At 76.1% G+C, this 24729-nt stretch carries 20 protein-coding genes; 10 read left to right on the forward strand and 10 right to left on the reverse strand.

What is annotated here, in order from left to right; genetic code table 11:
* Positions 1-9: 9 nt before the first annotated feature.
* The 3 genes from BM142_RS10055 to BM142_RS10065 form a co-directional block, all read right to left on the reverse strand.
* Positions 10-2481: a cation-translocating P-type ATPase gene (locus tag BM142_RS10055; protein ID WP_217640660.1), complete on the reverse strand. Its 2472-nt coding sequence runs from the start codon at positions 2479-2481 to the stop codon at positions 10-12.
* Positions 2478-4160 (reverse strand): RIO1 family regulatory kinase/ATPase domain-containing protein, encoded by a 1683-nt coding sequence (locus BM142_RS10060; protein ID WP_092196927.1) that lies wholly within the window; start codon positions 4158-4160, stop codon positions 2478-2480. Before BM142_RS10060 ends, BM142_RS10055 begins: the two co-directional genes overlap by 4 nt.
* Before the next feature lie 201 nt (positions 4161-4361).
* Positions 4362-5387, reverse strand: coding sequence for a universal stress protein (locus BM142_RS10065; RefSeq protein ID WP_092196929.1), 1026 nt, complete (start codon positions 5385-5387; stop codon positions 4362-4364).
* Between the two features lie 279 nt (positions 5388-5666).
* Between BM142_RS10065 and BM142_RS10070 the strand changes: the two genes are divergently transcribed.
* The 4 genes from BM142_RS10070 to BM142_RS10085 all read left to right on the forward strand — a co-directional run bounded on the left by BM142_RS10070 (position 5667) and on the right by BM142_RS10085 (position 10800).
* Positions 5667-8084, forward strand: a complete 2418-nt coding sequence (locus tag BM142_RS10070; RefSeq protein WP_139228827.1) for a phosphatase PAP2 family protein — start codon at positions 5667-5669, stop codon at positions 8082-8084.
* On the forward strand, positions 8081-9157 hold the full coding sequence (locus BM142_RS10075) for a lysylphosphatidylglycerol synthase transmembrane domain-containing protein (protein WP_175527204.1): 1077 nt from the start codon (positions 8081-8083) through the stop codon (positions 9155-9157). Before BM142_RS10070 ends, BM142_RS10075 begins: the two co-directional genes overlap by 4 nt.
* Entirely contained in the window at positions 9154-9822 is a 669-nt protein-coding gene (locus BM142_RS10080; RefSeq protein ID WP_092196936.1) for a phosphatase PAP2 family protein, read from the forward strand. The genes BM142_RS10075 and BM142_RS10080 overlap by 4 nt, the downstream gene beginning before the upstream one ends.
* 102 nt (positions 9823-9924) lie before the next feature.
* Complete coding sequence (locus BM142_RS10085; RefSeq protein ID WP_092196939.1) at positions 9925-10800, forward strand: polysaccharide deacetylase family protein; 876 nt, start codon at positions 9925-9927, stop codon at positions 10798-10800.
* On the opposite strand, the gene BM142_RS10090 is transcribed toward BM142_RS10085, so the two are convergent.
* Entirely contained in the window at positions 10772-12082 is a 1311-nt protein-coding gene (locus tag BM142_RS10090; protein WP_092196942.1) for a wax ester/triacylglycerol synthase domain-containing protein, read from the reverse strand. The two genes, BM142_RS10085 and BM142_RS10090, sit on opposite strands and share 29 nt — an antisense overlap.
* A 46-nt stretch (positions 12083-12128) precedes the next feature.
* Entirely contained in the window at positions 12129-12395 is a 267-nt protein-coding gene (locus BM142_RS10095; protein WP_139228828.1) for a hypothetical protein, read from the reverse strand.
* A gap of 217 nt (positions 12396-12612) precedes the next feature.
* On the opposite strand from BM142_RS10095, the gene BM142_RS10100 reads away from it, so the two are divergent.
* The gene (locus tag BM142_RS10100; RefSeq protein WP_092196949.1) at positions 12613-12939 is read left to right on the forward strand and encodes a 2TM domain-containing protein; all 327 of its coding nucleotides are present in this window, start codon (positions 12613-12615) and stop codon (positions 12937-12939) included.
* Complete coding sequence (locus tag BM142_RS10105) at positions 12936-15509, forward strand: cation-translocating P-type ATPase (RefSeq protein ID WP_175527205.1); 2574 nt, start codon at positions 12936-12938, stop codon at positions 15507-15509. Before BM142_RS10100 ends, BM142_RS10105 begins: the two co-directional genes overlap by 4 nt.
* On the opposite strand, the gene BM142_RS10110 is transcribed toward BM142_RS10105, so the two are convergent.
* From BM142_RS10110 to BM142_RS25155, 3 genes are all read right to left on the reverse strand, one after another.
* Positions 15502-16500: a zinc-dependent alcohol dehydrogenase family protein gene (locus tag BM142_RS10110; RefSeq protein ID WP_092196955.1), complete on the reverse strand. Its 999-nt coding sequence runs from the start codon at positions 16498-16500 to the stop codon at positions 15502-15504. The two genes, BM142_RS10105 and BM142_RS10110, sit on opposite strands and share 8 nt — an antisense overlap.
* A gap of 14 nt (positions 16501-16514) precedes the next feature.
* Complete coding sequence (locus BM142_RS10115; protein ID WP_139228829.1) at positions 16515-17516, reverse strand: universal stress protein; 1002 nt, start codon at positions 17514-17516, stop codon at positions 16515-16517.
* Positions 17517-17654: 138 nt separating this feature from the next.
* A complete protein-coding gene (locus BM142_RS25155) occupies positions 17655-19190 on the reverse strand; it encodes a DUF4389 domain-containing protein (RefSeq protein WP_254790742.1) in 1536 nt (511 codons plus the stop codon).
* A gap of 186 nt (positions 19191-19376) precedes the next feature.
* Between BM142_RS25155 and BM142_RS10125 the strand changes: the two genes are divergently transcribed.
* Positions 19377-20495 (forward strand): Acg family FMN-binding oxidoreductase, encoded by a 1119-nt coding sequence (locus BM142_RS10125; protein ID WP_139228830.1) that lies wholly within the window; start codon positions 19377-19379, stop codon positions 20493-20495.
* Between the two features lie 21 nt (positions 20496-20516).
* Here the strand turns inward: BM142_RS10125 and BM142_RS10130 are convergent, their stop codons facing one another.
* Together BM142_RS10130 and BM142_RS10135 are read right to left on the reverse strand one after the other, a co-directional pair.
* The gene (locus BM142_RS10130) at positions 20517-20855 is read right to left on the reverse strand and encodes a hypothetical protein (protein WP_092196961.1); all 339 of its coding nucleotides are present in this window, start codon (positions 20853-20855) and stop codon (positions 20517-20519) included.
* 201 nt (positions 20856-21056) lie between these two features.
* The gene (locus BM142_RS10135) at positions 21057-22043 is read right to left on the reverse strand and encodes a universal stress protein (protein ID WP_175527206.1); all 987 of its coding nucleotides are present in this window, start codon (positions 22041-22043) and stop codon (positions 21057-21059) included.
* 234 nt (positions 22044-22277) lie between these two features.
* Here BM142_RS10135 and BM142_RS10140 point away from each other — a divergent pair, with 234 nt between their 5' ends.
* The 3 genes from BM142_RS10140 (at position 22278) to BM142_RS10150 (ending at position 24706) form a co-directional block, all read left to right on the forward strand.
* Positions 22278-22955 (forward strand): CBS domain-containing protein, encoded by a 678-nt coding sequence (locus BM142_RS10140; protein ID WP_139228831.1) that lies wholly within the window; start codon positions 22278-22280, stop codon positions 22953-22955.
* A gap of 31 nt (positions 22956-22986) precedes the next feature.
* Positions 22987-23865 (forward strand): universal stress protein, encoded by an 879-nt coding sequence (locus tag BM142_RS10145; protein WP_092196970.1) that lies wholly within the window; start codon positions 22987-22989, stop codon positions 23863-23865.
* 331 nt (positions 23866-24196) lie between these two features.
* Positions 24197-24706 (forward strand): pyridoxamine 5'-phosphate oxidase family protein, encoded by a 510-nt coding sequence (locus BM142_RS10150; protein WP_175527207.1) that lies wholly within the window; start codon positions 24197-24199, stop codon positions 24704-24706.
* Positions 24707-24729: the final 23 nt, after the last annotated feature.

Consider the following 24729-nt stretch of genomic DNA (forward strand, 5'->3'; position numbering starts at 1 on the left):
TCTCGGGCCTCAGCCGTGGCCGCCGACCGGCGCACCGGCGCGCCGGTCCGCCACGGTAGCCGTGACGCGCTCGGCGGCCTCCACGACGAGCGCGCCCGCGACCCCGATGGGCACCGCGAGCAGCAGAGTGCGGGGCGTCACCTCGAGCAGCACGATCCCGCTGCCGATCGCCGGCACCAGCAGCACCAGGAGGACGATCCCGGCCATGGTCCCGATCAGCGCCAGCTTCCAGGCCACCAGCGGGCGGGCGAGGATCACCAGCGTCCACAGCGCGACCATGAGCACCACGACGGTCGCCGTCGTCCGCGCCCCCGCGACCCCGTCGCCCGGGTCGAGGGCCCTGGACAGCGCGTAGCCGGCGTACGCGGCGACGCCGATGGTCGCCCCGGCCGGCAGGGAGAACCGCAGCACCCGGGCGAGGAAGCCGGGGACGTACCGGCGCCGGTTGGGGCCGAGCGCCAGGAAGAAGCCGGGCACCCCGATCGTCACGATCGAGATGAGGGTGAGCTGGATCGGCTCGAGCGGATAGGCGCTCAGCGTGGCGACGGTGATCAGGGCCAGCACGACCGAGTACACGTTCTTGACCAGGAACAGGCTGGCCGCGCGCTCGATGTTGGCGATGACCCGGCGCCCCTCCGCCACGGCGGCCGGGAGGTGGGCGAACCGCCCGTCGAGCAGGACCAGCTGGGCGACCGCACGGGTGGCCGGTGATCCGTTGCCCATGGCCACGCCGATGTCGGCGTCCTTCAGCGCCAGTGCGTCGTTGACCCCGTCCCCCGTCATCGCGACCACGTGGCCGCGCCGCTGCAGGGCGGCCACCATCGCCCGCTTCTGGTGCGGGGTGACGCGACCGAAGACGCTGTGCGCCTCCATGGCCTCCGCCAGCGCCTCGAGGTCCTCGGGCAGCGTCCGGGCGTCGACGGCGTCCGCCGCCCCGGTGACGCCCGGGACCCCCACGCTCGCCGCCACGACGCCGACCGTCCGCGGGTTGTCCCCGGAGATGACCTTGAGCGCCACCCCCTGCTCGGTGAAGAAGCCGAGCACGTCCGCGGCGTCCTCGCGGATGCGTTCGGCGAGGACGACCAGGGCGACGGGCTCGAGGCCGGCCGGCAGCACGGCGTCGCCGTCGAGCACGGCCGGCGCCTGCTTCGAGCAGGCGAGCAGGAGGACCCGGCGGCCCTCCGCCGCCAGGGCGTCCGAGCGGGTTCGTGCCTGCCCCGTGGCCCCGGGCGCTGGGACCGGCAGCAACATCTCGGGTGCACCCAGCACCCAGGTGGACCCGGTCGTGGTCCGGACGGCGGACCACTTGCGCGCCGACGAGAACGGCACCGTGTCGACGGGCGCCCCGTCCGGGGACGGGAACGCCGCGGCGAGCGCGGCCGCGGTGGCGTTGGCGCTGTCCGACCCGGCGAGCAGGCCGAGGGCCCCGCGGACCTGGCCCTCCGGGACGGCACTCCCGTCGAGCCGCTCCAGCCGGTCGAACCGGACGTCGCCGTAGGTGAGCGTGCCGGTCTTGTCCAGGCAGACGACGTCCACCCGGGCCAGGCCCTCGACCGCCGGGAGCTCCTGGACGAGCACCTGGCGGCGGGCCAGGCTGAGCGTCGCGACCATGAAGGCCAGCGTCGTGAGGAGGACGAGCCCCTCCGGGATCATGCCGACGAGCGCGGCGACCGTGCCGGTCACCGCCTCCCGCCACCCCTCGTTCTCGGTCGTGCGGAACTGGCTCCACAGCACCAGCGGCCCGACGACCACCAGCACGACCGCGATCGCGCGCAGCAGCCGGTTCGTGCTCGACACGAGCTCGGAGAAGGTGATGGTGAACCGGCGGGCCTCCGTCGACAGCCGGGTCGCGTAGGCGGAGTCCCCGACCGCGACCGCCTGGACCGTTGCCTGGCCGGCCACCACGATCGAGCCGGACCACACGTCGTCCCCGGCGTCCTTGGCGACGGCGTCGGCCTCACCCGTGAGCAGTGATTCGTCCACCGCCAGACCGGCCGAGTCCAGCACCACGCCGTCGGCCGGCACCTGGTCCCCGGCGGCCAGGACGAGCAGGTCGTCGAGCACCACCTCAGCCACGGGGAACTCGCGCTCGATCCCGTCCCGGACGACCCGGGCCCGGGGGGCGTTGAGCACGGCGAGCCGGTCGAGGGTCCGCTTGGCCCGCAGCTCCTGGACGATCCCGATCGCGGCGTTGGCGACCACCACGCCCCCGAAGGTGGCGTTCTGCCAGCGGCCGGTGAGCGCGGCGACCACCCACAGCGCCGCGAGCAGCCCGTTGAAGAAGGTGAAGACGTTGGCCCGCACGATCTCCGCCAGGGTCCGGCTCGTGCGGACCGAGGTGACGTTGGTCCGCCCCGCCGCGATCCGCTCCCGCACGGCCGCGGCGGTCAGGCCCTCCGGCGCCGTCACGGGCCGCTGCGGCAACATCGCCCGTGAGGCCGGGCCGGGCCGCCCGCCGGCGGCGTCCTCGGTGGTGGTCACAGGAGGCCACCGGCCCGCAGGTTCAGCCCCACGACGAGCAGCGCCAGCACGATGCCCACGACGGCGCCCACGGCCAGCAGCACGCGGAGCAGGCTCCAGCTCTGCATGCTGATCCGCGGGTGCGCCGGCAGCGAGCGGCGGAACTCGGCCGGCAGGTCACGGTGGTGGGCGTCGAGCAGGCGGCGCAGCTGGCGGGGCACCGTCAGCGAACTAGTCGCCGCGAAGGCCTCGGCCAGGTCCTCCGCCGCGAAGAGCCGACCCGCCCGGGCCAGCACGCGCTCGGGCCCGGCCACCAGCGCCAGGATCAGCATCATGTTGGCCAGGTCGACGGCCTGCCGCCACCGCGACGGGCGCAGCTCGCCGAAGGAGACGTCGATCAGGACCACCCGGCTCCCCTGGACCAGGACGTTCGAGGGCTTGATGTCGCGGTGCGCGGCGCCGGCCTGCCACAGCCGGTGGATCTGCAGCAGGGCGTCGTCGATCACGGCGTCGGACACCCCGGACTCGAGGATCTCCACCGAGTCCGGGACCAGCTCGGTCACCAGCAGGTACTCCCGGCCGGCGACCACCTCGACCACTCCCCCGGGCTCGGGTACCTGCACACCGCCGTCGCGCAGCAGCCGGAGCATGTAGTCCTCGTGCTCGACCAGGCGGCGGACGGAGGAGAACGGGGCCTCGTCCTCCAGCCGGCCGTACCGGAGCACGCGCACGTACTTGTACCACCGGTCCGACCGCAGGTGCGTGGTCGCGTACAGCTTGCCGAACAGCACACCGGGAGCGCCGTCGGCGACGACCAGCCGGCACGGGGTGGACCCGGCGGACCCGTCGAGCCGGTACGGGTCGATGTCGCGGAGCGGGATGCCGAGCTGGTCGCGCACCGCGGCGACGATCCGGCCCTTGCGTGCGGCGTCGAGGCGCAGGTGGGCCCGCACCTGGCGGTGGTAGACGACGGGGAACTCGCGTTCCGGCGCGAAGAGGGCGAAGGCGAGCGCCGCGGTACTGCACCCCAGTCCGGCGCTGACCACCGTCGCGGTGGCGCTGTCCAGGCTCATCGCCACCCGGTCGGCGGCGACGGCGACGACGGCCAGCACCCCCGCCGCACCCGCGACCCGGCGCCAGCGGCCGGGCGGAGCGAGCACCAGGACCGTCGCGGCGACCAGCGCCGACACGACGATCACCGGCCAGGCCGGAACGACGACGGCGTCGTCGGAGCCGGTCACCCCGCGCCGTACCGCCCGGACGAACGCACCGTCGCCCGCGATCACCTGCGCCGCCGCCGCGACGACCGACACCGTGCCGAGGTACACGACCAGGTGCCGCCACCGGGCGAACCACGCCAGCACGACGGCGGCCGGCACCCAGATGACGCGGTACTCCGCCATGTCCGCGATCCCGTCGAGTTCCCTGGCCAGCGTCGGCAGGTCCCCACCACGCAGCAGGTCACCGACGGCGCGGTCGACGGTCTGCACGGCGCTCGTCTGCTCGGTGACCACCCGGAGCAGCACGAGGGCGACGATCGACGCGACGAGGACGGCCGACCACACCGCCAGCAGGCGCCGGTCACGCCCGGTCGGGACCGGCTCCTGGCCGGACGGACGGCGCCGCGCCACGGCGGCCGACCACGGCGGGCGCCGGACGTCCGAAGCGCGCACGAACGTGCCGCGGGGCGGGGTGTCCACGTCGTCCTCCCGGTACCGGTCTCCCGGTGAGCACCGGACCCCCGCGATCCTGCCTCACGGGCGGGGTCGGGTCCCGGGACGAGCGGCCCTGCCCGCCGGGACGGAGGTCCTGCCAGCGGGCAGGGCCGGGTCCCGGGACGAGCGGCCTTGCCCGCCGGGACGGAGGTCCTGCCAGCGGTCTGCCGGCCGCGCCGGCGGCCGTCAGGACGCGGCGACTGCAGGCCGCACGTGCCCGGGAGCCTCCGCCGGCCGGTCGGCCCCGGGCGGCACGACGAGGACGGGGCAGGCCGAGGAGACCAGGCAGCGCAGGGCCACCGACCCCAGCAGCAGCCCGCGGATCCCCCCGCGACCACGGCTGCCCACCACGAGCAGCTCCGCGCCGTGGGACCAGCTGACCAGCACCTCCGCCGGGATCCCCTCGACGACGGCCACCCGCACGTCGGGGGCCGACCCGCCGCCGGCGGCTCGATCGTCGGCGAGCGCCTCGTCGACCATCGCGGCGGCGCCGTGCTCCACGTCGGCCCGGATGCCCTCGAAGCTCGGGGCCACGCTCTCGTCGAGCTCGGTCCACCTGCCACCGGGGTCGTAGGCGGCGACGGCCTCCACGGCGGCGCCCAGCCGTCGCGCTTCGGTGATCGCGACCCGGAGGGCGGCCCGGGCGTGGGCGGAGCCGTCGATGCCGACCACCACGAGCGGTGGCCCGGCGGGCCGTTCCGCCGCAGGCGACGGCACGACGAGCACCGGGCACGCGGCCCCGGCCACGCACTGCAGCGCCACCGAGCCGAGCACCGCGCTCCGCACCGCCCCCCGCCCGCGGCTGCCCACCACGAGCAGGTCCGCGTGCCGCGAGCGCTCGACGAGCACCGGCGCGGCCGGGCCCTCGGAGACGGAGACCAGGATCCGCGGCGCACCGCCGTCGGCGGCCGGGACCCCCGACGGGCCCCGCTGGACGTCGGCGACGATCTCCCGGACGGCGGCCTCGAGACCCTGCCGGAGGGCTGCCGGGTCAGGCACCACCGCGGGCGTCCCGCCGGCCCACGGGAGCGGCAGCGGGTACGTCGCGACCACCTCCACGTCCACCCCTCGCCGGGCCGCGGCCGTCAACCCGTACGCGAGTGCCTCCCGGCTGCCCGGCGAGCCGTCGACCCCGACCACGACGTGCCGCCCGCCGCCATCGGCGAGCCGCCGGTCCTCGGCCGTGCGCCCGGACGGAAACTCCTCGTGCATGGCTGCTCCTCGCTGGCCGGCCCGGCGACACCGGGGACTGGGACCGACGATGTCGACGGTCGCCCGTGCCCGCCGCGGGCCAAGGTCTCGAGGACGGGATGACCTTGTGCCCGGTCCGCCGCCCGACGGTTCCCGCGGTGCGCGCACGAGGGGTGCGCCCTGGTGAGCCGGTCAGTAGCCTCCGTGGTGCGCCGGGACCGGGTGCCTTCCCGCCCGGGTCGGAAGACCCTCCCTGGTCGCCCCGGCAGGAAGTGGACTGGCACGGTGACGATCGAAGAGGTGACTCCTCCGGCGACCGCGCAGCCCGGTGCCGAGCGCCGGCACCGCGTGCCGAGGGTGCAGCGGCATCCCGTCGACCTGGTCCGGGTCGCGCTGGGGCTGGCGATCTTCGGCGTCGGGTTCCTCATCGCGCAGCGCGGCGAACTGCCGGTGCTCGAGCGGGACCTGTTCCGGATCGTCAACGACCTGCCCGAGATCGTCTTCCCGATCGTCTGGGCCGTCATGCAGCTCGGCAACGTCGTCGCCGTGCCGGTCGTCGCCGGCGTCGCCGCGCTGACCCGGCGCTTCCGCATGGCCCGCGACATGCTGGTGGCGGGGCTGCTCGCCTACCTCGCCGCCGACCTGGTCAAGAGCGTCGTCGGGCGCGAACGGCCGGTGGGGCTGGTCGAGGCGAACCTGCTCGACGGCAACGTCAGCGGGATCGGCTTCATCTCCGGTCACGCCGCCGTGGCGGCGGCCCTGGCGACGGCCGCGGTGCCCTACCTCTCCCGTCGCGGGCGGCGGATGGCGTGGGCGCTGGCCTGGACGGTGGCGATCGCCCGGGTCTACGTCGGCGCGCACCTCCCGCTGGACATCCTCGGCGGAGCGGCGGTGGGCTGGGCGATCGGCTCCCTCGTGCACTACCTGTTCGGAGTGCCGCGCTGGGAGCCGGAGCCGGCCCGGATCGCGGGGATGCTGCAGCGCTTCGGCCTCCCCGTGCGTGACCTCCGCCCCGCCGACGTGGTCGCCCGCAGCTCGCACCCGTTCGTCGCGGTGGACGACGACGGGCGGCGGCTCTACGTCAAGGCGCTCGACCCCGACCGGTTCGAGCGGGACTGGCTCTACCGGCTCTGGCGGGTGATCGCCGTGCGCGACATCAAGGACGCGGACGCCGTCGCGCCGCTGGGCCAGCAGGCGGAGCACGAGGCGGTGGCGGCCATGACCGCGCGGGAGCGCGGGGTTCGGGTTCCGGCCGTGGTGCTGGCCCGGGGCACCGACCGGGGCGGCGTCGTGGTCCAGGAGCACGTCCCCGGGCGGCCGCTGGACGACCTCCTGCCCGCGGAGATCACGCCGGACCTGCTCGGGGCGGTGTGGCAGCAGGTCGCCCGCCTCCGGGCCGCCCGCATCGCCCACCACGACCTGGTGGCCTCCAGCGTGCTCGTCGACGGCAGCGGCGCCCCCTGGATCGTCGACTTCGGCAACGCGCAGACGGGCGCCGACGAGCAGTCGCTGGACGGCGACGCGGCCGAGCTCATGGCCTCCCTGGCGCTGCACGTCGAGCCGGAGCTGGTCGTCGGGTCCGCCATCGACGGTCTGGGGGCGGGCGCGGTCGCGGCCGCGCTGCCGGGGCTCGCGCCGCTGACTCTCTCCTCGGTCACCCGGGACGGGATGCGCACCCGGCCCGGCCGGCTCCGGGCGCTGCGCCGCGAGGTCCGGCGACGGCTGCAGCTTCCGGACCCGGACCGCCCGGAGTTCGGGCCGCCCGGCGCCGTGGCCCGGACGGCGGTCGGGACCGGTGTCGTCCTCGTCCTCGTCGGGATGCCCCTCCTGGCCGGGGCGTCCGCGGTGCTCGGGTCCGTCGAGGAGGGCGGCTGGCGCTGGCTGGGCGGCGCGCTCGCCCTGGCGGTGCTGGCCCGTGTCGCGATGGCGGCCGCTGCACTGCTCACCGTCGACCGCCGGCTGGCGCTGGGCCGCACCGTCGGCGCGACGATGGCCGCGGACGGGGCCTCGCTGCTGCACGGGCGAATCGGATGGCGGCGCTCGGCGGCCCGGTTCCTGGAGCGCGCCGGCGTGGTCCCCGAGGAAGCCCGCCGGGCCACGGACCGGTTCGTCGCCGGGGCGATCGCTGCCGCCCTCGTCGTCGCCCTGGTCACCTTGGTCCTCGCCGTCGTCGAGGGACGGCTCACCGGCTGGCGCAGTCCGGAGGCGCTCGTCCCGGCCGTCCTGCTCGGGCTGGCTGCGTGGGCGCTCGTCCTCACCGGCCAGGAGCTGGCCGGTCGGCACGGTGCCGCGACCGCCCCGCAGGGGGGCGCGGAGCCACCGCGGCAGGTGACCCGGACGCTGCGCGACGCCCTCGCGTGGCGGCCCGGTCGTCCGGCTCCGGCCTGGAACTGGTGGCCGCAGCTGGGATGGGCGACGGCGGGCGTGGCCCTGGAAGCCGCAGTCCTCGCCGCGACGGTGCACGCCGTGGGCGGTGACGTGGCGCTGCTGGCGACCACCACCGTCTACGGCGCGCTGCACCTGCTGTGGTCGGTGTTCCCGGTCACCGGCATGCCCGGTGCCGCCGACGTCTCCCTCCTGCTGGCCCTCCTCTCGCTGGGGGCGCCGCTGGCCAGCGCCTGTGCAGGGGTGCTCGCCTTCCGGTTGCTGACCTTCTGGATCCCGGCCGGTCTGGGTTCGCTCCTCTCCGTCCGGTTCGAGCACCGTCACCTGACGTGACCCGTCCGCTCGCCCCGGACGGCGCCCTGCGCCGGAACGTTTCCGGCCGACTGGGGCGGCTGGTGCTCACCGTCGGGGTGGTCGTGGCCATCTTCGCCGGGGTCCTGCCGCAGATCGCCGACTACGGCCGCGCCTGGGAGCTGGTGCGCGCGCTCACCTGGGCGGAGACGGCGCTGGTGGTCGCCGTCGGGGCGCTGAACCTGGTGTCCTACGCGCCGCTCTGGGTGGCGGCCGTGCCGGGACTCACCTGGTGGCGGGCGCTCCTGGCCGACCAGGCCTCGACGGCCATCTCCAACACCGTGCCGGTGGGCTTCGCCTTCGGTGTCGGGACGACCGCGGCGATGCACCACTCCTTCGGCTTCTCCCCCGCCGTCATCGCCCGCGCGGTGGCCCTCACCGGGGTATGGAACAACCTGGTCAAACTGGCGATGCCGGCGCTCGCCCTCGGCGGCCTCGTCCTCGTGCGCGACCCGCACCCCGGGCTGACCGTGGCGGCCGTCCTCGGCAGCGTCCTCCTGCTGATCGCGGTGGCCGCGCTGGTGGCCGGGCTGACCCACCGCCGGGCCGGTGCCGTCCTCGCCGCCGCGGCCCAGCGAGTGGCCACGACGGTCGCCCGCCGGCGCAACCGGTCCGGACCGTCGGACTGGGTCGAACGCACCGAACGCTTCCGCACCGACTCGGTGCAGCTGCTGAGGAACCGCTGGCTGCTGATGAGCGCCGCTGCCGTCGTCAGCCACGTGGTGCTGTTCCTGCTGCTGCTGACCTGCCTGCGCACGGTGGACGGGCAGGGCGCGGAGCTGCACTGGATCGTCGTCCTGGCGGTCTTCTCCGTCACCCGCCTCGTGACGATGGTGCCGATCACGCCGGGGGCCCTCGGTGTCGCCGAGCTGAGCTACGTCGCGGGGCTCACGGCCGTGGGCGTCGGTCCCGGGGCGGCGGCCGGTGCGGTCCTGCTGTTCCGGCTCCTCACCTGGTTCCTCCCCATCCCGCTCGGGCTCGCGGCCTGGCTGCTCTGGCGGCGTGGTGTGGGGCGGGTTGGGGAACCCGTCGTCCCGGTCGGAGCCGCGGCGTGAGCAGGGGCTACCGGCGGCGGTGGGCCGACGTGCGCACGGCGGCAGTGGCGGCCGCGGCCACCGGGCTCTGCGCCTGGGCGGTGGCCCCGGGAACGGTCGGCGCTCTCGAGCGACGGGTGTTCACCGCCGTGAACGGCTGGCCGGACACCCTGCAGTGGCCGCTGTGGAGCTTCCAGATCCTCGGTGTGCTCGGGATGCCGCTGCTCGTGGCCGCCGTTGCGCTGCTCCTGCGGCGGTGGCGGCTGGCGCTGGCGCTCGCCCTGCTGGTCCCGCTCAAGCTGGTCGTGGAACGGGAGCTCCTGAAGGTCCTGGTGCAGCGCGAACGCCCCGGCACCACGATCCCGGGAGCCGTCCTCCGCGACGTCCCGTCGGCCGGCCTGTCCTTCCCGTCGGGCCACGCCGTCGTCGCGTTCGGGATCGTCGTCCTGCTCGCCCCGTACCTGCGCCGCCGCTGGCTCCTGGTGGTGGTGGCGCTGGCCCTGCTCAACTCGGTGGCCCGCGCGTACCTCGGTGGCCACGCCCCGCTCGACGTCCTCGGCGGCGCGGCCGCCGGAGCGGCGGCAGGAGCTCTCCTCAACCTGCTGGTGGGCGTGCCCTCCACCGCCGGGCCTCCGCTGCGCGCGCCCGTCGCGCTCCGCGGCGGGCGGGCCCTCCCGGGAGGCTGACCGCCCTGCCGGCGATGCCCTTGGTCCCGACGGGCCGATGTCCTGCGGCGGTGGCCCCCTGGCCGGTCCGGCGCTGTGCTGTGCACGACGTGAGGAGTCGGCATGGCGGGCGTGGCGCGACGCGTGGGTCCGGCGGCGGCGGTGGCGGCCGTCCTGGTCCTGACACTGGTGGGCTGCGGTGGGGGGCGGGAGGACGGCCGGGCCGCGGGAACACCGACGTCCGCCTCGCCCACGTCCGCCTCGCCGACGTCCTCCGCACCGACGTCCGCCTCGCCGACGTCCTCCGCGCCGGCTCCCTCGAGCGGCCCGACCCCCGGATCCACCACGCCGTCCGCCGTCCCCGACGGGCTGCGCGGCCGGGACGTCGAGGTGATCCCCACGACCCGACGGGTGGTCGCACTCACGTTCGACGCCGGAGCCAACTCGGCCGGCCTGCCCAGCATCCTGTCGACCCTGGCCGCCGAGGACGTGCCGGCCACCTTCTTCCTCACCGGGGCGTGGGCACGGACGAATCCCGTCCGGGCCGCCGAGATCCGAGCTGCCGGTCATCGCATCGGGAACCACTCCGCGACCCATCCGAACTTCACGGAGCTCTCCGACGAGGCGATCGCCAGCGAGGTGCTGGGCGCGGAAGAGCAGATCCGGGCGGCCGGTTCCGACCCACGGTCGCTGTTCCGCTTCCCGTTCGGCGACCGCGACGCCCGCACCATCGGGGTGGTGAACGGCCTCGGCTACGTCGCTGTGCGGTGGACGGTCGACACGCTCGGCTGGAAGGGCACCGGTGCCGGCCAGACCGCCCAGCAGGTGACCGACCGCGCCATGGCAGCCCTGGGTCCCGGTGCCATCGTGCTGATGCACATCGGGTCGAACCCGGACGACGGCTCGACGCTGGATGCCGACGCGCTCCCCGGGACGATCGAGCGGATGCGGGCCGCGGGCTACGGCTTCGTCACCCTCGACGAGCTGTTCCCGCGCTGACCAGGGCGTCGAGTTCGGCCTGCAGGCTGGCGGCCAGCACCGGCAGGTCGTCCACGGACGCGTCGGCCGTCACCGTCACCGTCACCGTGAGGGTGCCGGCGTAGGAGAGCACCACGAAGCTCACCGTGACGTTGCCGGGCTCCCCCAGGGCGACCGGCACGATCGCCGACACCGGCAGCCCGCCCAGGGTGGCCGGCTCGACCGGTCCACGCACGGTCGAGACCAGCGTGTGCAGCCGGCGCTGCCGGGTCATGTACATCCGGTAGAGGCCCAGGCGCGCCGCCCACCGGAACACCGGTCCCAGGACGCTCACCACTGCGGGCCCCGTGGCCTGCTCGCGTGCGCGGCCCACCGTGCCGGCGATCCGGCGCAGCCGGTCCTCCGGCGAGCCGTCACCCGGCACGTCCACCAGCAGCGGGGTGACCCGGTTGCCGAGCTCCGTGGGATCGGCCGCCCGCCGGGCCGACACCATGACCGCCACGCGGAAAGTGCGGACCGCTTCGCCCCGCCGCGCCAGCACCGTGTGCAGGGCACCACCGACCGCACCGAGGACCGCGTCGTTGCCCGTGCCCCCGTGCCGGTGCGCGACCGTCCGCAACCCGGCCAGGTCCGCCCGGACGACGGCGAGGACGGGCCGGCCACCCGTGCGCGCCAGCAGCGAGCACGGAGCCGCGGGTGCCGACCGCAGCCCGCCCCCGGCTCGGGTGGCACGGCGCAGGTCCCGCCAGGCGGCAGGCAACCGGCGGAGCGCGGCCAGCTCGGTTCGCAGGGCGTCCGCGGCCAGCCGGCGCCAGGACGGCCGGGCGCCCGCCGCCCGCCGGGACGCGATGGGCTCCACGACGCCCGGGCCGCGATCGAGGAGGCGGACCAGCACGGCCAGACCGCCCAGACCGTCGGCGAGGACGTGGTGGACCACCAGCACCAGGCCGATGCGGCCGGCCGGGAGACCGGACACGAACACGGCGGACCACAGCGGGCGCCGGGTGGGCAGGCGTTCGGCGACGACGGAGGCGACCAGGTCGAGCAGCGCCCGTTCGTCCCCTGGCTCCGGGCACCGGACGTGCCGGACGTGCGCGGCGGCGTCGAAGTCCGCCGACTCCAGCCAGAGGGGCCTGCCGCAGCCGGGCGGCAGCGGCACGAGCCGCTGCCGCAGCCGGGGGACGGCCGCGGCACGCGCCACGAGCACCCGCTCGAGCTCCGGCAGATCGGTCGCCGCACCACCGATCACCAGGAGGGCACCGACGTTCTGCGGTACCGGGCTCCGGGCGTCCATCGCCCGCATGACCAGGTCCGCGGACGTCGCCCGCTCGATGGGCGGGACCGTGCCGTCAGGGGGAATCCGGTGCCGCGCCCGCGGGCGACGGCCCCTGCCAGCGGGTCACCGTGAGCTCGTCGACCTCGAGGTGAGCGATGCGCAGGTGCTTGATCTCCGCTCGGCCGATCACGAGCCGCCCGACCGCCAGCATCCCGACCGCCAGGGAGCCGATCACCAGCGACCCGACGGCCAGCGCACCCACCGCCGTCGACCCCACGGCCAGCCCTCCGGCCGTGGCCGCCCGGATCCGTACCGGCCGGTCCCTCCGCGCTGTCCTCATGTGGGTCTCCCCTCGTCCGCGCCGGCCCCTGTCCGCTGGGACCACCGTGGCCACGTACCGGAGGTGCGGGGCAGGGCCGAAGGTCGTCCCGGCCAGGGACCACCCGATGCGCAGGTAGGGACCTCCCGCACCCCGCTGCACCCGGACCGGGCGGCCACGCTGGACGGCGACCGGTCCCTGGTGACCGCACCCCGTCAGCGGACCTGGAGTTGCCCGGATGCCCACCCCCGACGCCTCCGGCACCCGACCGCCGACGGCGGCGCACCGACCGCCGCACCTGACCGCCGCGGTGCAGACCGTCCTGGCCCGTCGTCGGCACGTCACCGTGCACCTGCTGGTGTACGCCGTGGTCAACGCGGTCCTGGTCGTGGTGTGGCTGGTCGCCGGGCTCGCCTCCGGAACCTGGTTCCCGTGGCCGCTGCTCTCCCTGGCGGCCTGGGGCCTGGCGCTGCAGCTGCACTGGTGGTGGGCCTACGGACCACTCAGCCGGCTCGTGCGCGAGGAGATCCTGATGCGGGGGGCGCAACCGCCCGGACCGCCGTGACCGCGACGACGGAGCGCGGCCTCGGCTCGGCCGAGGCCGCCGCCCGCCGCCCACCCGGCGGGAACCGGCTGCCGGAGCCGCCCGCGCCGTCGCCGGTGCGGCTGCTCGTCGCCCAACTGGTGCACTTCTTCGCCCTGCTGCTCTGGGCGGCCGCCGGGCTCGCCGTCGTCGGCGGCCTGCCCCAGCTCGGCATCGCCATCGTCGTCGTCGTCGTGCTGAACGGCGTCTTCGCCTTCGTCCAGGAGTACCGCGCCGACCGGGCCGCGGACGCGCTGCGCAGCCTGGTCCCCCACCGGGTCACCGTCGTGCGGGACGGGCTCCGGCAGCAGATCGACGCCGTCGACCTGGTGGTGGGCGACCTGGTCCTCCTCGAGGCCGGTGACCGGCTGGCGGCCGACGTGCAGGTCGTGGACGTGCACGGCCTGCGGGTGGACGAGTCGACCCTGACCGGCGAGAGCGAGCCGGTGGCCAAGGAGCGGGGCGAGCCGGCCTTCGCCGGCTGCTTCGTCGTCGAGGGAGAGGGCGCCGCCACGGTCACGGCCGTCGGCCGCGACACCCGGCTGGCCTCCATCGCCCTCATGACCCGGACGGTCGAACGCGCGAGGACGCCGCTCTCCCGCGAGCTGCACCGGGTCGTGCGCACGGTGACCGCACTCGCGATCGGGCTCGGCCTGGCCTGCTTCGCGGCCGGCTTCCTGCTCGGGCTGCCGGCCGGTGACGGCTTCCTCTTCGCCGTGGGTGTGACGGTGGCCCTGGTTCCGGAGGGGCTGCTGCCCACGGTCACGCTGTCGCTGGCCCGCGGCGCCCAGCTGCTGGCCCGCGACAAGGCACTGGTGCGGCGACTGGAGTCGGTGGAGACGCTCGGGTCGACGACGTTCATCTGCACCGACAAGACCGGGACGCTCACCCAGAACCGCATGGCCGTCGTCGAGGTGTGGGCACCGGCGGGAACCGTCGCCGTCCACGGCATCGGCTACGAGCCCACCGCGCAACTCGACGGGAGTCCCCGGGCGGTGGACGCGGCCCGCGAGGTGGCGCGCGCCGCGGCGGTGTGCTCCACCGGCCGGATCGAACGCACCGGTGCGGCCTGGCAGGCGGTCGGCGACCCCATGGAGGCAGCGCTGGATGCGTTCGCCCAGCGGCTGGGCGTCCCCGGTACGGCCACCGGCGCACCCGCCGGGGTCCGGCGGTTCGCCTTCGACCCGCGCCGCCGCCGCATGTCGGTCTGGGTCGACGGGGTCCTCAGCGTCAAGGGCGCCCCCGACAGCGTCCTGGCCCGCTGCACCGGCCCCGCCGATGCCGGCGGGGTCGCCGCCGGGATGGCCGCCCGGGGGCTCCGCGTCCTGGCCGTCGCCCGCCGGCCGGGCCCGCTCCCCGACGACGCGGATGCCGACGAGGCGGAGCAGGAACTGGAACTGCTGGGCATCGTCGGGCTCGAGGACCCACCGAGGCCCGGTGTTCGCGAGGCGCTCGCCGACTGCCGCAGGGCCGGCATCTCCGTCGCGATGATCACCGGCGACTCCGGCGCCACCGGCCGGGCCATCGCCGAGGAGGTCGGTCTCTGGCGGGAGGACGCCGTGGTCGTCGAGGGCGCCGACCTCCCCGAGTCCCCCGACGAGCTCGGTACCCTGCTGGACCGGGACGGCGTCGTCGTCTGCCGCGTCGCCCCGGAGGACAAGCTGCGCATCGCCCAGGCGCTGCAGGCCCGTGGCCACGTGGTGGGGATGACCGGCGACGGCGTGAACGACGGCCCCGCGCTGCGGGCGGCCGACATCGGCGTGGCGATGGGCGCCGGCGGCACGGACGTCGCACGGCAGGCCGCCGATCTCGTCCTCCTCGACGACCACTTCGCGACCATCGTGATCGCCGTCCGCCAGGGCCGGGCGACCTTCGCCAACATCCGCCGGTTCCTGACCTACCACCTCACCGACAACGTGGCCGAGCTCGCGCCGTTCCTGGTCTTCTCGCTCACCGGCGGCGGCATCCCGCTCGCCCTCGGGGTGCTCCAGGTGCTCGCCATCGACATCGCGACCGATCTCCTCCCCGCGCTCGCCCTGGGTGCGGAGCCGGCCTCGCCGCACGTCCTGGACGGGCCGCCGCCGCGCCGCCGGCTCCTCGACGGGCGGCTCCTGCGCCGGGCGCTCGGCGTGCTCGGACCGGCGGAGGCCACCGTGGCGATGACCGCGTTCCTCGTCGTCCTGGTGAGCGGCGGGTGGACCTACGGGGCGGCCGCGGACGCCGCCCTCCTGGCCACGGCCTCCGGCGCCGCGTTCACCGCCGTCGTTCTCGGGCAGCTGGCCAACGCGTTCGCCTGCCGGAGCGGCACCCGCCCGGCCTGGCGGCTGGACTGGCGTAGCAACCGGCTGCTGCTGGGGGCCGTGGCGATCGAGGTGCTGGTCCTGGCGGCGATGCTGCTCGCGCCGCCGGTCGCCGATCTGCTCGGGATGAGCCCGCCGCCACTGCTCGGCCTGCTCGTCGCCGCGGCCGCGATCCCCGCCGTCCTGGCCGCGGACGGGCTGCACAAGGGACTGGCCGCCGTCCTCCGCGGGCGGCGGGCGGCCGTCAGTTGAGGAGGACCGCGGCCCCGCCGAAGCGGCCGTGCGCCAGGTCGGCCAGCGCGTCCGGCGCCGCGTCCATCGGATAGGCGACCGTGGTGGCGCGGACCCCCAGCCTGGCGGCCAGGCGGAGGAACTGCTCGCCGTCGTGTCGGGTGTTCGCCGTGACGCTGCGCAGCCGGCGTTCCTGGAACAGCTCGGCGGCGTAGTCCAGCCGCGGGACGTCGGACAGCCAGATCCCGGCCACCGCCAGGGTGCCCCCGCGGTCGAGGGAGCGGAGAGCCACCGGGACGAGCTCGCCGGCAGGGGCGAAGAGGATCGCGCCGTCCAGCGGCACCGGGGAGTCTCCGGCCGCGCCGGTCACCGAGTCGACGCCGAGCGACCGAGCCAGCTCGCGGTTGTGCTCACCCCGGGTGAGGACGTGCACCTCCAGGCCCTGTGCCAGCGCCAGCTGCGCGGTCAGGTGCGCGCTGCCACCGAAGCCGTAGATGCCGAGCCGGCCGCCCGGCGGGACGTCGGCGCACCGCAGCGCCCGGTAGCCGATGATGCCCGCGCAGAGCAGCGGCGCCGCCTGTTCGTCGGTCAGGCCCTCCGGCAGCCGGTAGGCGAAGCGCTCGTCGACCAGGCACGCGTCGGCGTACCCGCCGTCGACGTCCCAGCCGGTGAAGACCGGGTCGGTGCACAGGTTCTCGTCCCCGCGCCGGCAGAACCGGCAGCTGCCGTCGGTGCGCCCGAGCCAGGCCACGCCGACCCGCTCCCCCGGGGCGAAGCGGTGCGCGCCCGGACCGACGGCGTCGACGGAGCCGACGACCTCGTGACCGGGGGTGACCTGTGCCCGCCGCGGCACGAGATCGCCCTCGGCCAGGTGCAGGTCGGTGCGGCAGACGCCGCAGCAGCTGACCCGCACGCGGACCTGGCCCGGGCCGGGTGCCGGCACCGGGCGCTCGACGGGGCGCAGCGGGCCGCTGTCGACCGGCCCCGGTGTGCCGACCACCCAGGCGCGCACCCGCCCTCCCCGCGTCAGCCGTGGGCGGCGGGATCGGCCGCCGCTTCGGGACGGACCTGGTCCGGCTCCGGCGCGGGCCGCACCACGAGCACCGGGCAGGGTGCGTGGACCACACAGTGCAGCGCCACCGACCCGAGCACCACGCCCTGCAGGATGCTCCGGCTCCGGCTGCCGACGACCAGCAGCTCCGCTCCGGCCGCCGACCCCACCAGGACCTCCCCGGGCGGGCCGTCCGCAACCACCACGTCCACCGTCCCGGCGTCCCCGCCCAGGACCTCGGCGACGACGGTCTCGGCGCGTTCGAGCGCCTGGTCACGGGTCCGCCCGGGCGGTGACGTCATCACCGCATACATGTCGCTCCAGTAGTTGGGCGTCTCGTAGGCCAGGACGGCCTCCACGCGGGCGCCCCGGCGTGCGGCCTCGTCGACGGCGGCGAGGAGGGCCTCCCGGGCGTGCAGCGAGTCGTCCAGTCCCACGACCACCCGGCGGGCGGCCGCGCCCGCGGGGGCGCTGCCGGAGGCGGGGTGCACGACGGCGACCGGGCAGCCGGCGTGCACGGCGCAGTGCAGCGCCACCGACCCCAGGAGCGTGCTGCGGAGACCTCCCCGCCCGCGGCTGCCGACCACCAGGAGCTCTGCTCCGTCGGCGCGGTGGACCAACGCCGGCGCCGCAGGTCCCGGCGAGGCCACGACCCACACCCGGACCTCGGCGGTGCCTGGGACGGCCGACACCGCGGGGTCGTCCCGGACCTCCGCCACGAGGGCCCGCACGCGGGCCTCGGTGTCCCGGCGGACGTCCTCGATCCGCCGGTCGTCGACTAGATAGGGGTCGAGCCAGAAGACGCCCACGGGGAAGGCGCTCACCACCTCCAGGTCCGCGCCCCGGGCCGCGGCTGCCGACAGCGCCCAGGCGAGCGCGAGCCGCCCCCCGTGCGACCCGTCCACGCCCACGACGACGCGCCGCTCCAGCGCGGGTCCGGCGTCAACGCGAGGGTCGGTCTCGCTGGCCTTCTGCACGGTGGTCTCCTCGCGTCGCTGGTCGGTGCGGCCGCGCACCACGATCTCGGCGGCGCCCGGCGGAGGCGGGCGGACGGCCCCCGCCCGCCGGGACGTTGGTCCCGGCGGGCGGCGACGGCGCTGGTCGGCCTCCCGCGGTCAGGTCGGGTCGCCGGGGCGCGATCCGGCCACCGGGGCGTCGTAGGCCCCGGCCGGCGAGGGTGGCGGGGTCCGCTGCGCCGGGATGCCCCCGGCCGGCGGGCCCTGCCGCGCCCGGTGGACCGCCAGGACCACGAGCAGACCGCCGGCCAGGGCCAGGAGCGCGCCGGTGCCCAGCAGCCCCCCGGCCAGCCAGGGCAGCCCCGGCGCGGTGGCCCCGACGCGTGCCTCCGCGTCGATGCCGCGCGCGCCGTCGGCCCGCATCACCACGACCGTCCAGGTGCCGTCGGCCGGCCGCCAGTCGAGCACCTGCGTCCCCGGGCCGGTGGACTGCGCCACCCAGATGTCGCTCTCGCCGGGCGGCACCGCCGGTGGCCCGCCGGCGACGTCGTCCATCGTGGCCGGCCCCGTCCGCCGGCCGTCCCAGCCCGGCCCGAGCTCGGCGAGGCGTCCGTGACCCACGCCATCCAGGTACTCGTCGGCGTCCCTGGTGCGCGCGACCCCGACGAACAGGTCGCGCCCGTCGTCGGACCGCACCTCCAGGCGCGCGGTGCCGAGGAAGTCGTCGATCACCCAGTCCGACCCGCCCGTCTCGAGCTCCACGCCCTCGCCGGCGACCGCGTGCCGCGGCGAGCTCAGGTCGGCCCATCCGCTCATCACGTAGCCGTCGTCGCGCTGGGTCCGGTCGGCCCACAGGAGCGCGCCGCCGCCGGCCAGCAGGCCCGTGGACAGGAACAGGAGGACCGAACCCATCACCACGGCCACGGTCCGGCCCCCGGTCCACCCGCCGGCCGCCGTCCCCGTCCCCGCGGCCGTCGCTCCCCCGACCGGGGCCGGGGGAACCGGCGGCGCCGGGCGGGAACCCGGGTCACGGCCGCCCATGTCCATGCGGAACGGCGGGTAGCGGTCGGTCATCAGGCCCGCGTACGCGGCCACCCGGATCACCCAGCGGTCCATGCCGAGGACGAAGTCGTAGAGACCGCGCGGATAGCGGCCGGTGAACAGCAGCACGATGCCGGCGACGAGCACGAGGAGCCCGATGAGGCCGCCCGCGCCCCAGCCGTCGTCGTACCCGCCCCCGTCGCCGCCCCGGGTGGTCAGCCACACGCCGCCACCGGCGAAGACGGCCACCACCAGATAGTGCGGCAGTGCCAGCAGCCACCACTTGACCAGCACCAGCCCGCGCGAGAGCCGCTCCGGGTAGGCGACGTCCAGGTGCGCGGGGTAGTCGGGGACGTCGGCCAGCGTGAAGGGCGGGTAGCGATCGGTGCCGAGCGCCGCGTAGCCGTAGTAGTGCACCCGCCAGCTCCAGCGGAGGACGCCGACGCTGAAGTCGAAGAGCACCCGGGGATAGCGGCCGGTGACGAGGATCGCGACGAACGCCACGACGGTCACCACCACGAAGGCGATCCACAGGAACGTCAGCACGACGTAGTGCGGCAGCAGCAGCAGCCACTTCACCAGCCACAGGCCGCGGGACGGCGAGGGGTCCGGGCTGGCGTCCACGCGCACCGGGTACGTCGGGTCGTCGGGCACGACGGCCTCCTCCCGACCGGTGGCGGCGCGGCGGTCGCCGCGGTGCCCGCCGGTCTCGTCCCGAGCCTGTCCTGTCAGGGGAGTCGCATGCAGGGGCGAAGGTCTCCACGGCGCGTGACCGGGGACCCGCGCCGTCACCGCTCCCGGCGCGGACGCTCGGGCGGATCCCCGAGCGAGGAGCACCTCATGAGCCATGCCGCTCCACCCCCGGCCGCCGGCGCACCGCCGACCCCGCCCGATCCCTGCATCCGGGCGCTCGAGCACGCCGCCGACCTCGCCGTCCGGGCGCCCTCGGTGCACAACACCCAGCCGTGGCGGCTCGGGATGCACCCGGACCGCATGGACCTCCGGGTCGACCGGACCCGCCAGCTGACCGCCCTGGACCCGCAGGGTCGGGCGATGTTCCAGAGCGTGGGCGCCGCCCTGCTCACCGCACGGGTGGCGCTGGCCGCCGAGGACTGGGCGGTGGAGGTGGATCGCTTCCCGCGCCACGGCGACCCGGACCTGGTCGCCGTCCTCCGTCCCGTCACCGGTCGGATCGACCGGGAGCTGGCGGCCCTCGCGCCCGCTGTGGCGGAGCGCCGGACCAACCGCCGGCGCTTCGCGCCCGGCCCGGTGCCGGAGGACGTCCTCCGGCACCTCACGAGCGCGGCCGCGGCGGAGGACACCACCCTGGTCCCGGTCGTGAGCGAGGCGCAGCGGCAGCTGGTCGCGCGTCTCACCCGGCAGGCCGACGCGGTGCAGAACGCCTCCCCGGCCTACCGGGCCGAGCTGCGGCACTGGACGACGCGGGCGGCGTCGTCCGGGGAAGGCGTGCCCGGCGAGGTGGTCCCGCGCTCCGGCGGGGCCCCGCCCGACGCCGTGCCTATCCGCGACTTCGACACCGGGGGCACCGGCGCCCTGCCGCCCCGGGCTGCCTCCGGCGCCCCCGGCCAGACGCTGGTCCTGCTGGCGACGAGGGACGACGACCCGAAGGCCTGGCTGCGGTCCGGCGAGGCGCTGCAGCGGGTGCTGCTGGAGCTGACCCGGCTCGGCTGGGTGGCCGGCCCGATCACCCAGGCCATCGAGGTCCCCGTCACCCGGACGCAGCTCCGGGCGGCACTGAGGTGGGACGCCCACCCGCAGATGCTGCTGCGGATCGGCCGGGCGGAGCCCACCGGGAGAACACCCCGGAGGCCGCGGTCCGACGCGGTCACGGACAGCTGGCAGCCGCCGCGCCCCGGACCGGACCAGGAGCCGCCCGCCTCCTCGGCAGGCCCCCGCCATCCCGTGTCCGACGGCCGAGGTGGCACGACGTGGGTCTGACCGCACCGCCCGCTGCGGTCGTCATCCGCGCTCGGCGCGCTCCCGGATCCCGCGGACCATCCGCCGCTCCATCCCGAGACCGACCGGCTCCACCAGGCGCCGGAACACGTGCTGCCCCCGAGGACGGCTCAACCGCTGCCGGACGAGCAGCCGGGTGCGCCGGCCGCCGTCCACGGGCCGCAGTACCCACTGCCAGGTGACGACGGGCGCGGGAGCCGGCCGGCCGGTGCCCGACGGCCCGGCGCTGACCAGGACGAGCGCGGCGGATGGCCGGACCTCGTGCACCCGGAACGACGGTGCTCTCCCCGGAGCCGGCCGGACGACGTCACCGGCCACGACCCGCTGGTGCTCGGGCAGCACGCGGTCGCGCTGTGGATGTCGCAGCCGAACAGGTTCTCCAGCCCGTCGTAGCTGTAGAACCCGCCCCGGCCCTGGCCGATCTGCGCCACCCACGGCCAGACGGCCTCGGCCGCGGCGTCGACGGTGATGCCCCGCGTGTAGCCGAGGTCGGGAACGGGGACCAGCTCGTCCCCCGGGACCACGGGGAGCGACGGCTCCGGGTCAGTGGTCGGCCATCGCGGACTCCGACCGCGGCCGAGGGGCCGCGGGGCCGGCGAGCGGACGGACGACCATGACCGGGCAGGGGGCGTGCACCGCGCAGTCGAGCGCGATGGAGCCCAGCAGCAGGGAACGGAACGCTCCGCGGCCGCGACTGCCGACGACGAGCACGGCCGCCCCGCGCGACTGCCGGATCAGCACCTCGCCCGCGGCTCCCTCGTGCACCTCGAAGCGGATCTCCGGGGCCCCGTCGGTGGCCGGGTTCTCCCCGAGCACGGCGGCCACCTGCTCCCGGGCATGGCCGGCGATGCGCGCGCGCACCTTGTCCGAGGAGGGGACGACCACGGAGGACAGATCGCTCCAGAGGTCGGTGACCTGGAAGCTGCTCACGACCTCGACGACGCCGTCGAGACGGGTGGCCTCCTCGATCGCCGCCACCAACGCCACCCTGGACCCGGCCGAACCGTCCACTCCGACCACCACCCGCGGCGGGCGGTCCGCCGCCACCGGCGAGGAGTGCACGACCACCACCGGGCAGGCCGCGTGCGTGGCGCAGTGCAGGGCGACGGAGCCGAGCAGCGCACTGCGGGCGGCGCCGCGACCACGGTTGCCCACCACGAGCAGCGATGCGTCCCGCGATCGATCGACGAGTTCCGGCGCGGGCGGGCGCTCGGAGACCACGAACCGGACCCCGACCTCGCCGATGCCGGGGACTGCCGAGACGTCGGCGTCACCCCGGACCTCGTCCAGCAGCGTCCGCACCTGCTCCAGTGCCTCGTCCCTGACCTGACCGATGTCCGGCGTCACCAGCGGTGCCCCACCGAGCTCGTAGAGGTTCACCCCGACGCTGGAGACGACCTCCAGGTCGGCACCCCGCCGGGCGGCGGCGGCCAGTGCATGGGCGAGCACCTGCCGCGAGGCGTCCGATCCGTCCACCCCCACGACCACCGTCGGTCGTTCGCCCGCCGCCGTGCCCTCGGACCCGTTCATCCCTGCTCCTCGAGTCATGGCCCTGGCCGTCGACCGGGCTCTTGCCCACCGTGGCGGTCCACCGCCGCCGCAGCAGGGGCCAGGGGTCCCCTCCTGAGGGACCTAGGGCCCCCAGCCCTCGCGGGCACACCGCCCCCAGGGACGGAGGTCCCTGCTCCGCGCGCCCGGTGGCCCTGGGGACCACCGGGGACCCGGACCTAGCGTCGGGTCCCAGGCACCACCGGAGGAGGCGCTGTGCAGGCCAGAGACGTCATGACCCGCGAGGTGGTCACGGTCGGACCGGACACGTCCGCCAAGTACGCGGCCGAACTCATGGCCGAACGCGGTTTCGCCGCCGTGCCGGTGGTGGCCGACGACGACCGGCTGGTCGGGATCGTCGCGGAGGCGGACGTGCTCGCCGACCGGCTGCCCCCCGATCCGCGTCTGCACCTCCGGCGGGACGAGGCCGGCGAGGACGTCCCACCCCCGCTGCTGGTCCGCGGCGTGATGACCGAGGGCGTCCGCACGGTGGACGCGACGGCCGACATCTCCGACATCGCCCGCTTGTTCGTCGACGACCGGCTGCGCAGCGTCCCCGTGCTCGAGCACGGCCGCCTGGCCGGCATCGTCAGCCGACGCGATCTGCTGCGGGCCCTCGTGCGCTCGGACGACGTCCTGCGCCAGGACGTGCTGCGGCTCGTCGAGGGCTACACCGGCGAGCCCGGCGCCTGGGACGTCCGGGTCACCGAGGGCATGGCCACCGTCCGCCGGACCCGTGGCACACCGGACGTCCCCGTCGAGGTGGAGGACCGCGCCCTGCGCGCCCTGGCCCACACCGTCGCCGGCGTGATCGGCGTCCGGGTGCTCCACGGCACCGAAGCGGTCGCCGACGAGCGCGGCGCGCAGGCCCTCGACGTCGACGCATCCGCCTGAGACCGGCACGCGGCAGACGGATGGATCCATCATGACGCCCGATCCGCACCGGCCGGTGGTCGTCGGCGTCGACTCCTCGGAGGCGTCGCTGCGGGCGACCCGCTTCGCCGCGGAAGAGGCGCGACGCCGCCGGGTGCCGCTGCGGATCGTGCACGGCATGTCCTGGCTCTTCGACAGCCTGGCCGTCCGGCCGACCGACCTGGACACCGCCGGCCGGCTGCGTGCGGGCAGTGCGACGGTGACCCGCTGGGCGGCGGACGCCGTCGACGCGGCGGACCTGGAGATCCAGACGTCCGTCGAGGAAGGCGACCCGCTGACCGTCCTCCTGACGGCGTCGGCCGATGCGCAGCTGGTGGTCCTCGGCAGCCGCGGGATCGGTGGGGTGACGGGCCTCCTCGTCGGCTCCACCGCGTACGGGCTGGTGGCGCACGCCCGCTGCCCGGTGATCGTCCTCCCGGACGAGACGGCCGCCCTCGTGCCCGACCGGCGATCGGTCGTGGTCGGGGTGGAGACCGGCCGGGGCGACGCGGAGGTGCTGGAGTTCGCCTTCGGCGCGGCCGCCGCCCGTGGCACCGACCTGGTCGCGGTCCACGCCTGGCAGGACGCCGTCCTGGAGACGGCGTTCCGGTCGATGGGCCCGCTGGTCGACCGGGCGGGCGTCGCCGCGGACGAGCAGGTCGCCCTGAGCGAGACGCTGGCGGGCTGGCGGGAGAAGGCACCCGACGTCGTCGTCCGGGAGGTGGTCGTCCGTGACCGGCCCGCCAGAGCGGTGCTGTCGGCCGGGATGACCGCCCAGCTGGTCGTCGTCGGGCACCGCCGCCGGGTGGAACTGGGGTCGACGACGCACGCCGTGCTCCACCGGGCGACCTGCCCGGTGGCGGTCGTCCCCCTGTCCGGAGCACCACGATGACCGGCAGACCGGTCCGGGTCCTGGTGGTCGTCGCCGGCCGGCACGGGCGCACCGCCGAGATCGGGACGGCACTCGCGCAGGCGCTCGGCGAGTGCGCGGCCGGCCAGGCCGCCGGGGTGGTTGCGGTGCCCGTCCACGTGGCTCAGCGCCCCGACCCCGCCCTGTTCGACGCGGTGGTGCTCGGCGGCGCCGTGCACGCGGGCCGGTGGCTGGAGGTCCCGGACCGGTCGGGCACTGCGCCGGAGGATCCGGGACCTCCGTCCGTCGGTCCCCCGGCCCCGCCCCGGCGATCCTGGACACAGGACCGTCCCCACCCAGCCCAGGAGCCCGTGTGTCGACGAACGACGAGGACCGGTTCCTCGAGGTCCTCGGCGACGCCGAGTGCCGCCGGCTCCTCGGCACCGTCCGTGTGGGGCGACTCGGCTTCACCGACGCGGCGCTGCCGGCGATCCTCCCCGTCCCGTTCTCCGTGGTGGACGACTGCATCCGCATCCCCGCACGGGAGGGGAATCGGGTGCTCGACGCCGTCCGCCGTTCGGTGGTGGCCTTCGCCGTCGACTCCTACGACGACCTGACCCGAACCGGCTGGGGCGTGACGGTCGTCGGCCCGGCGCACGTGGTTCCCGATGGCCCGCGTGGGGGGCGGCAGGGGGGCCCGGGCGCGCCCGGGCCGGGACGCTCGATCGTGGTGCAGCTGGGTCTCCTGCGCGGGTGGCGGCTGGGCGATCCGGCCGGCCTGCCCAGCAGCCCCACGCGCGTCGACATCCCGAACCGCCGGCCGACGGACGCCGACGGCGGTGCCGGCATGGCCGTCGATGTCGGCGGCCCGATCGACGGGTGAGCGAGGACTCCCCCGTCGGAGCG

Origin of the sequence: Blastococcus tunisiensis, from assembly GCF_900112815.1 — a bacterium.
Classification (GTDB): domain Bacteria; phylum Actinomycetota; class Actinomycetes; order Mycobacteriales; family Geodermatophilaceae; genus Blastococcus_B; species Blastococcus_B tunisiensis.

What these genes read in the sequence shown, in the direction of transcription:
- BM142_RS10065 (WP_092196929.1), bottom strand. Translation starts at nt 5,387, where the DNA reads ATGCACGAGGAGTTTCCGTCCGGGCGCACGGCCGAGGACCGGCGGCTC.
- BM142_RS10085 (WP_092196939.1), top strand. Translation starts at nt 9,925, where the DNA reads ATGGCGGGCGTGGCGCGACGCGTGGGTCCGGCGGCGGCGGTGGCGGCC.
- BM142_RS10090 (WP_092196942.1), bottom strand. Translation starts at nt 12,082, where the DNA reads ATGCGGGCGATGGACGCCCGGAGCCCGGTACCGCAGAACGTCGGTGCC.
- BM142_RS10095 (WP_139228828.1), bottom strand. Translation starts at nt 12,395, where the DNA reads ATGAGGACAGCGCGGAGGGACCGGCCGGTACGGATCCGGGCGGCCACG.
- BM142_RS10100 (WP_092196949.1), top strand. Translation starts at nt 12,613, where the DNA reads ATGCCCACCCCCGACGCCTCCGGCACCCGACCGCCGACGGCGGCGCAC.
- BM142_RS10125 (WP_139228830.1), top strand. Translation starts at nt 19,377, where the DNA reads ATGAGCCATGCCGCTCCACCCCCGGCCGCCGGCGCACCGCCGACCCCG.
- BM142_RS10135 (WP_175527206.1), bottom strand. Translation starts at nt 22,043, where the DNA reads ATGAACGGGTCCGAGGGCACGGCGGCGGGCGAACGACCGACGGTGGTC.
- BM142_RS10145 (WP_092196970.1), top strand. Translation starts at nt 22,987, where the DNA reads ATGACGCCCGATCCGCACCGGCCGGTGGTCGTCGGCGTCGACTCCTCG.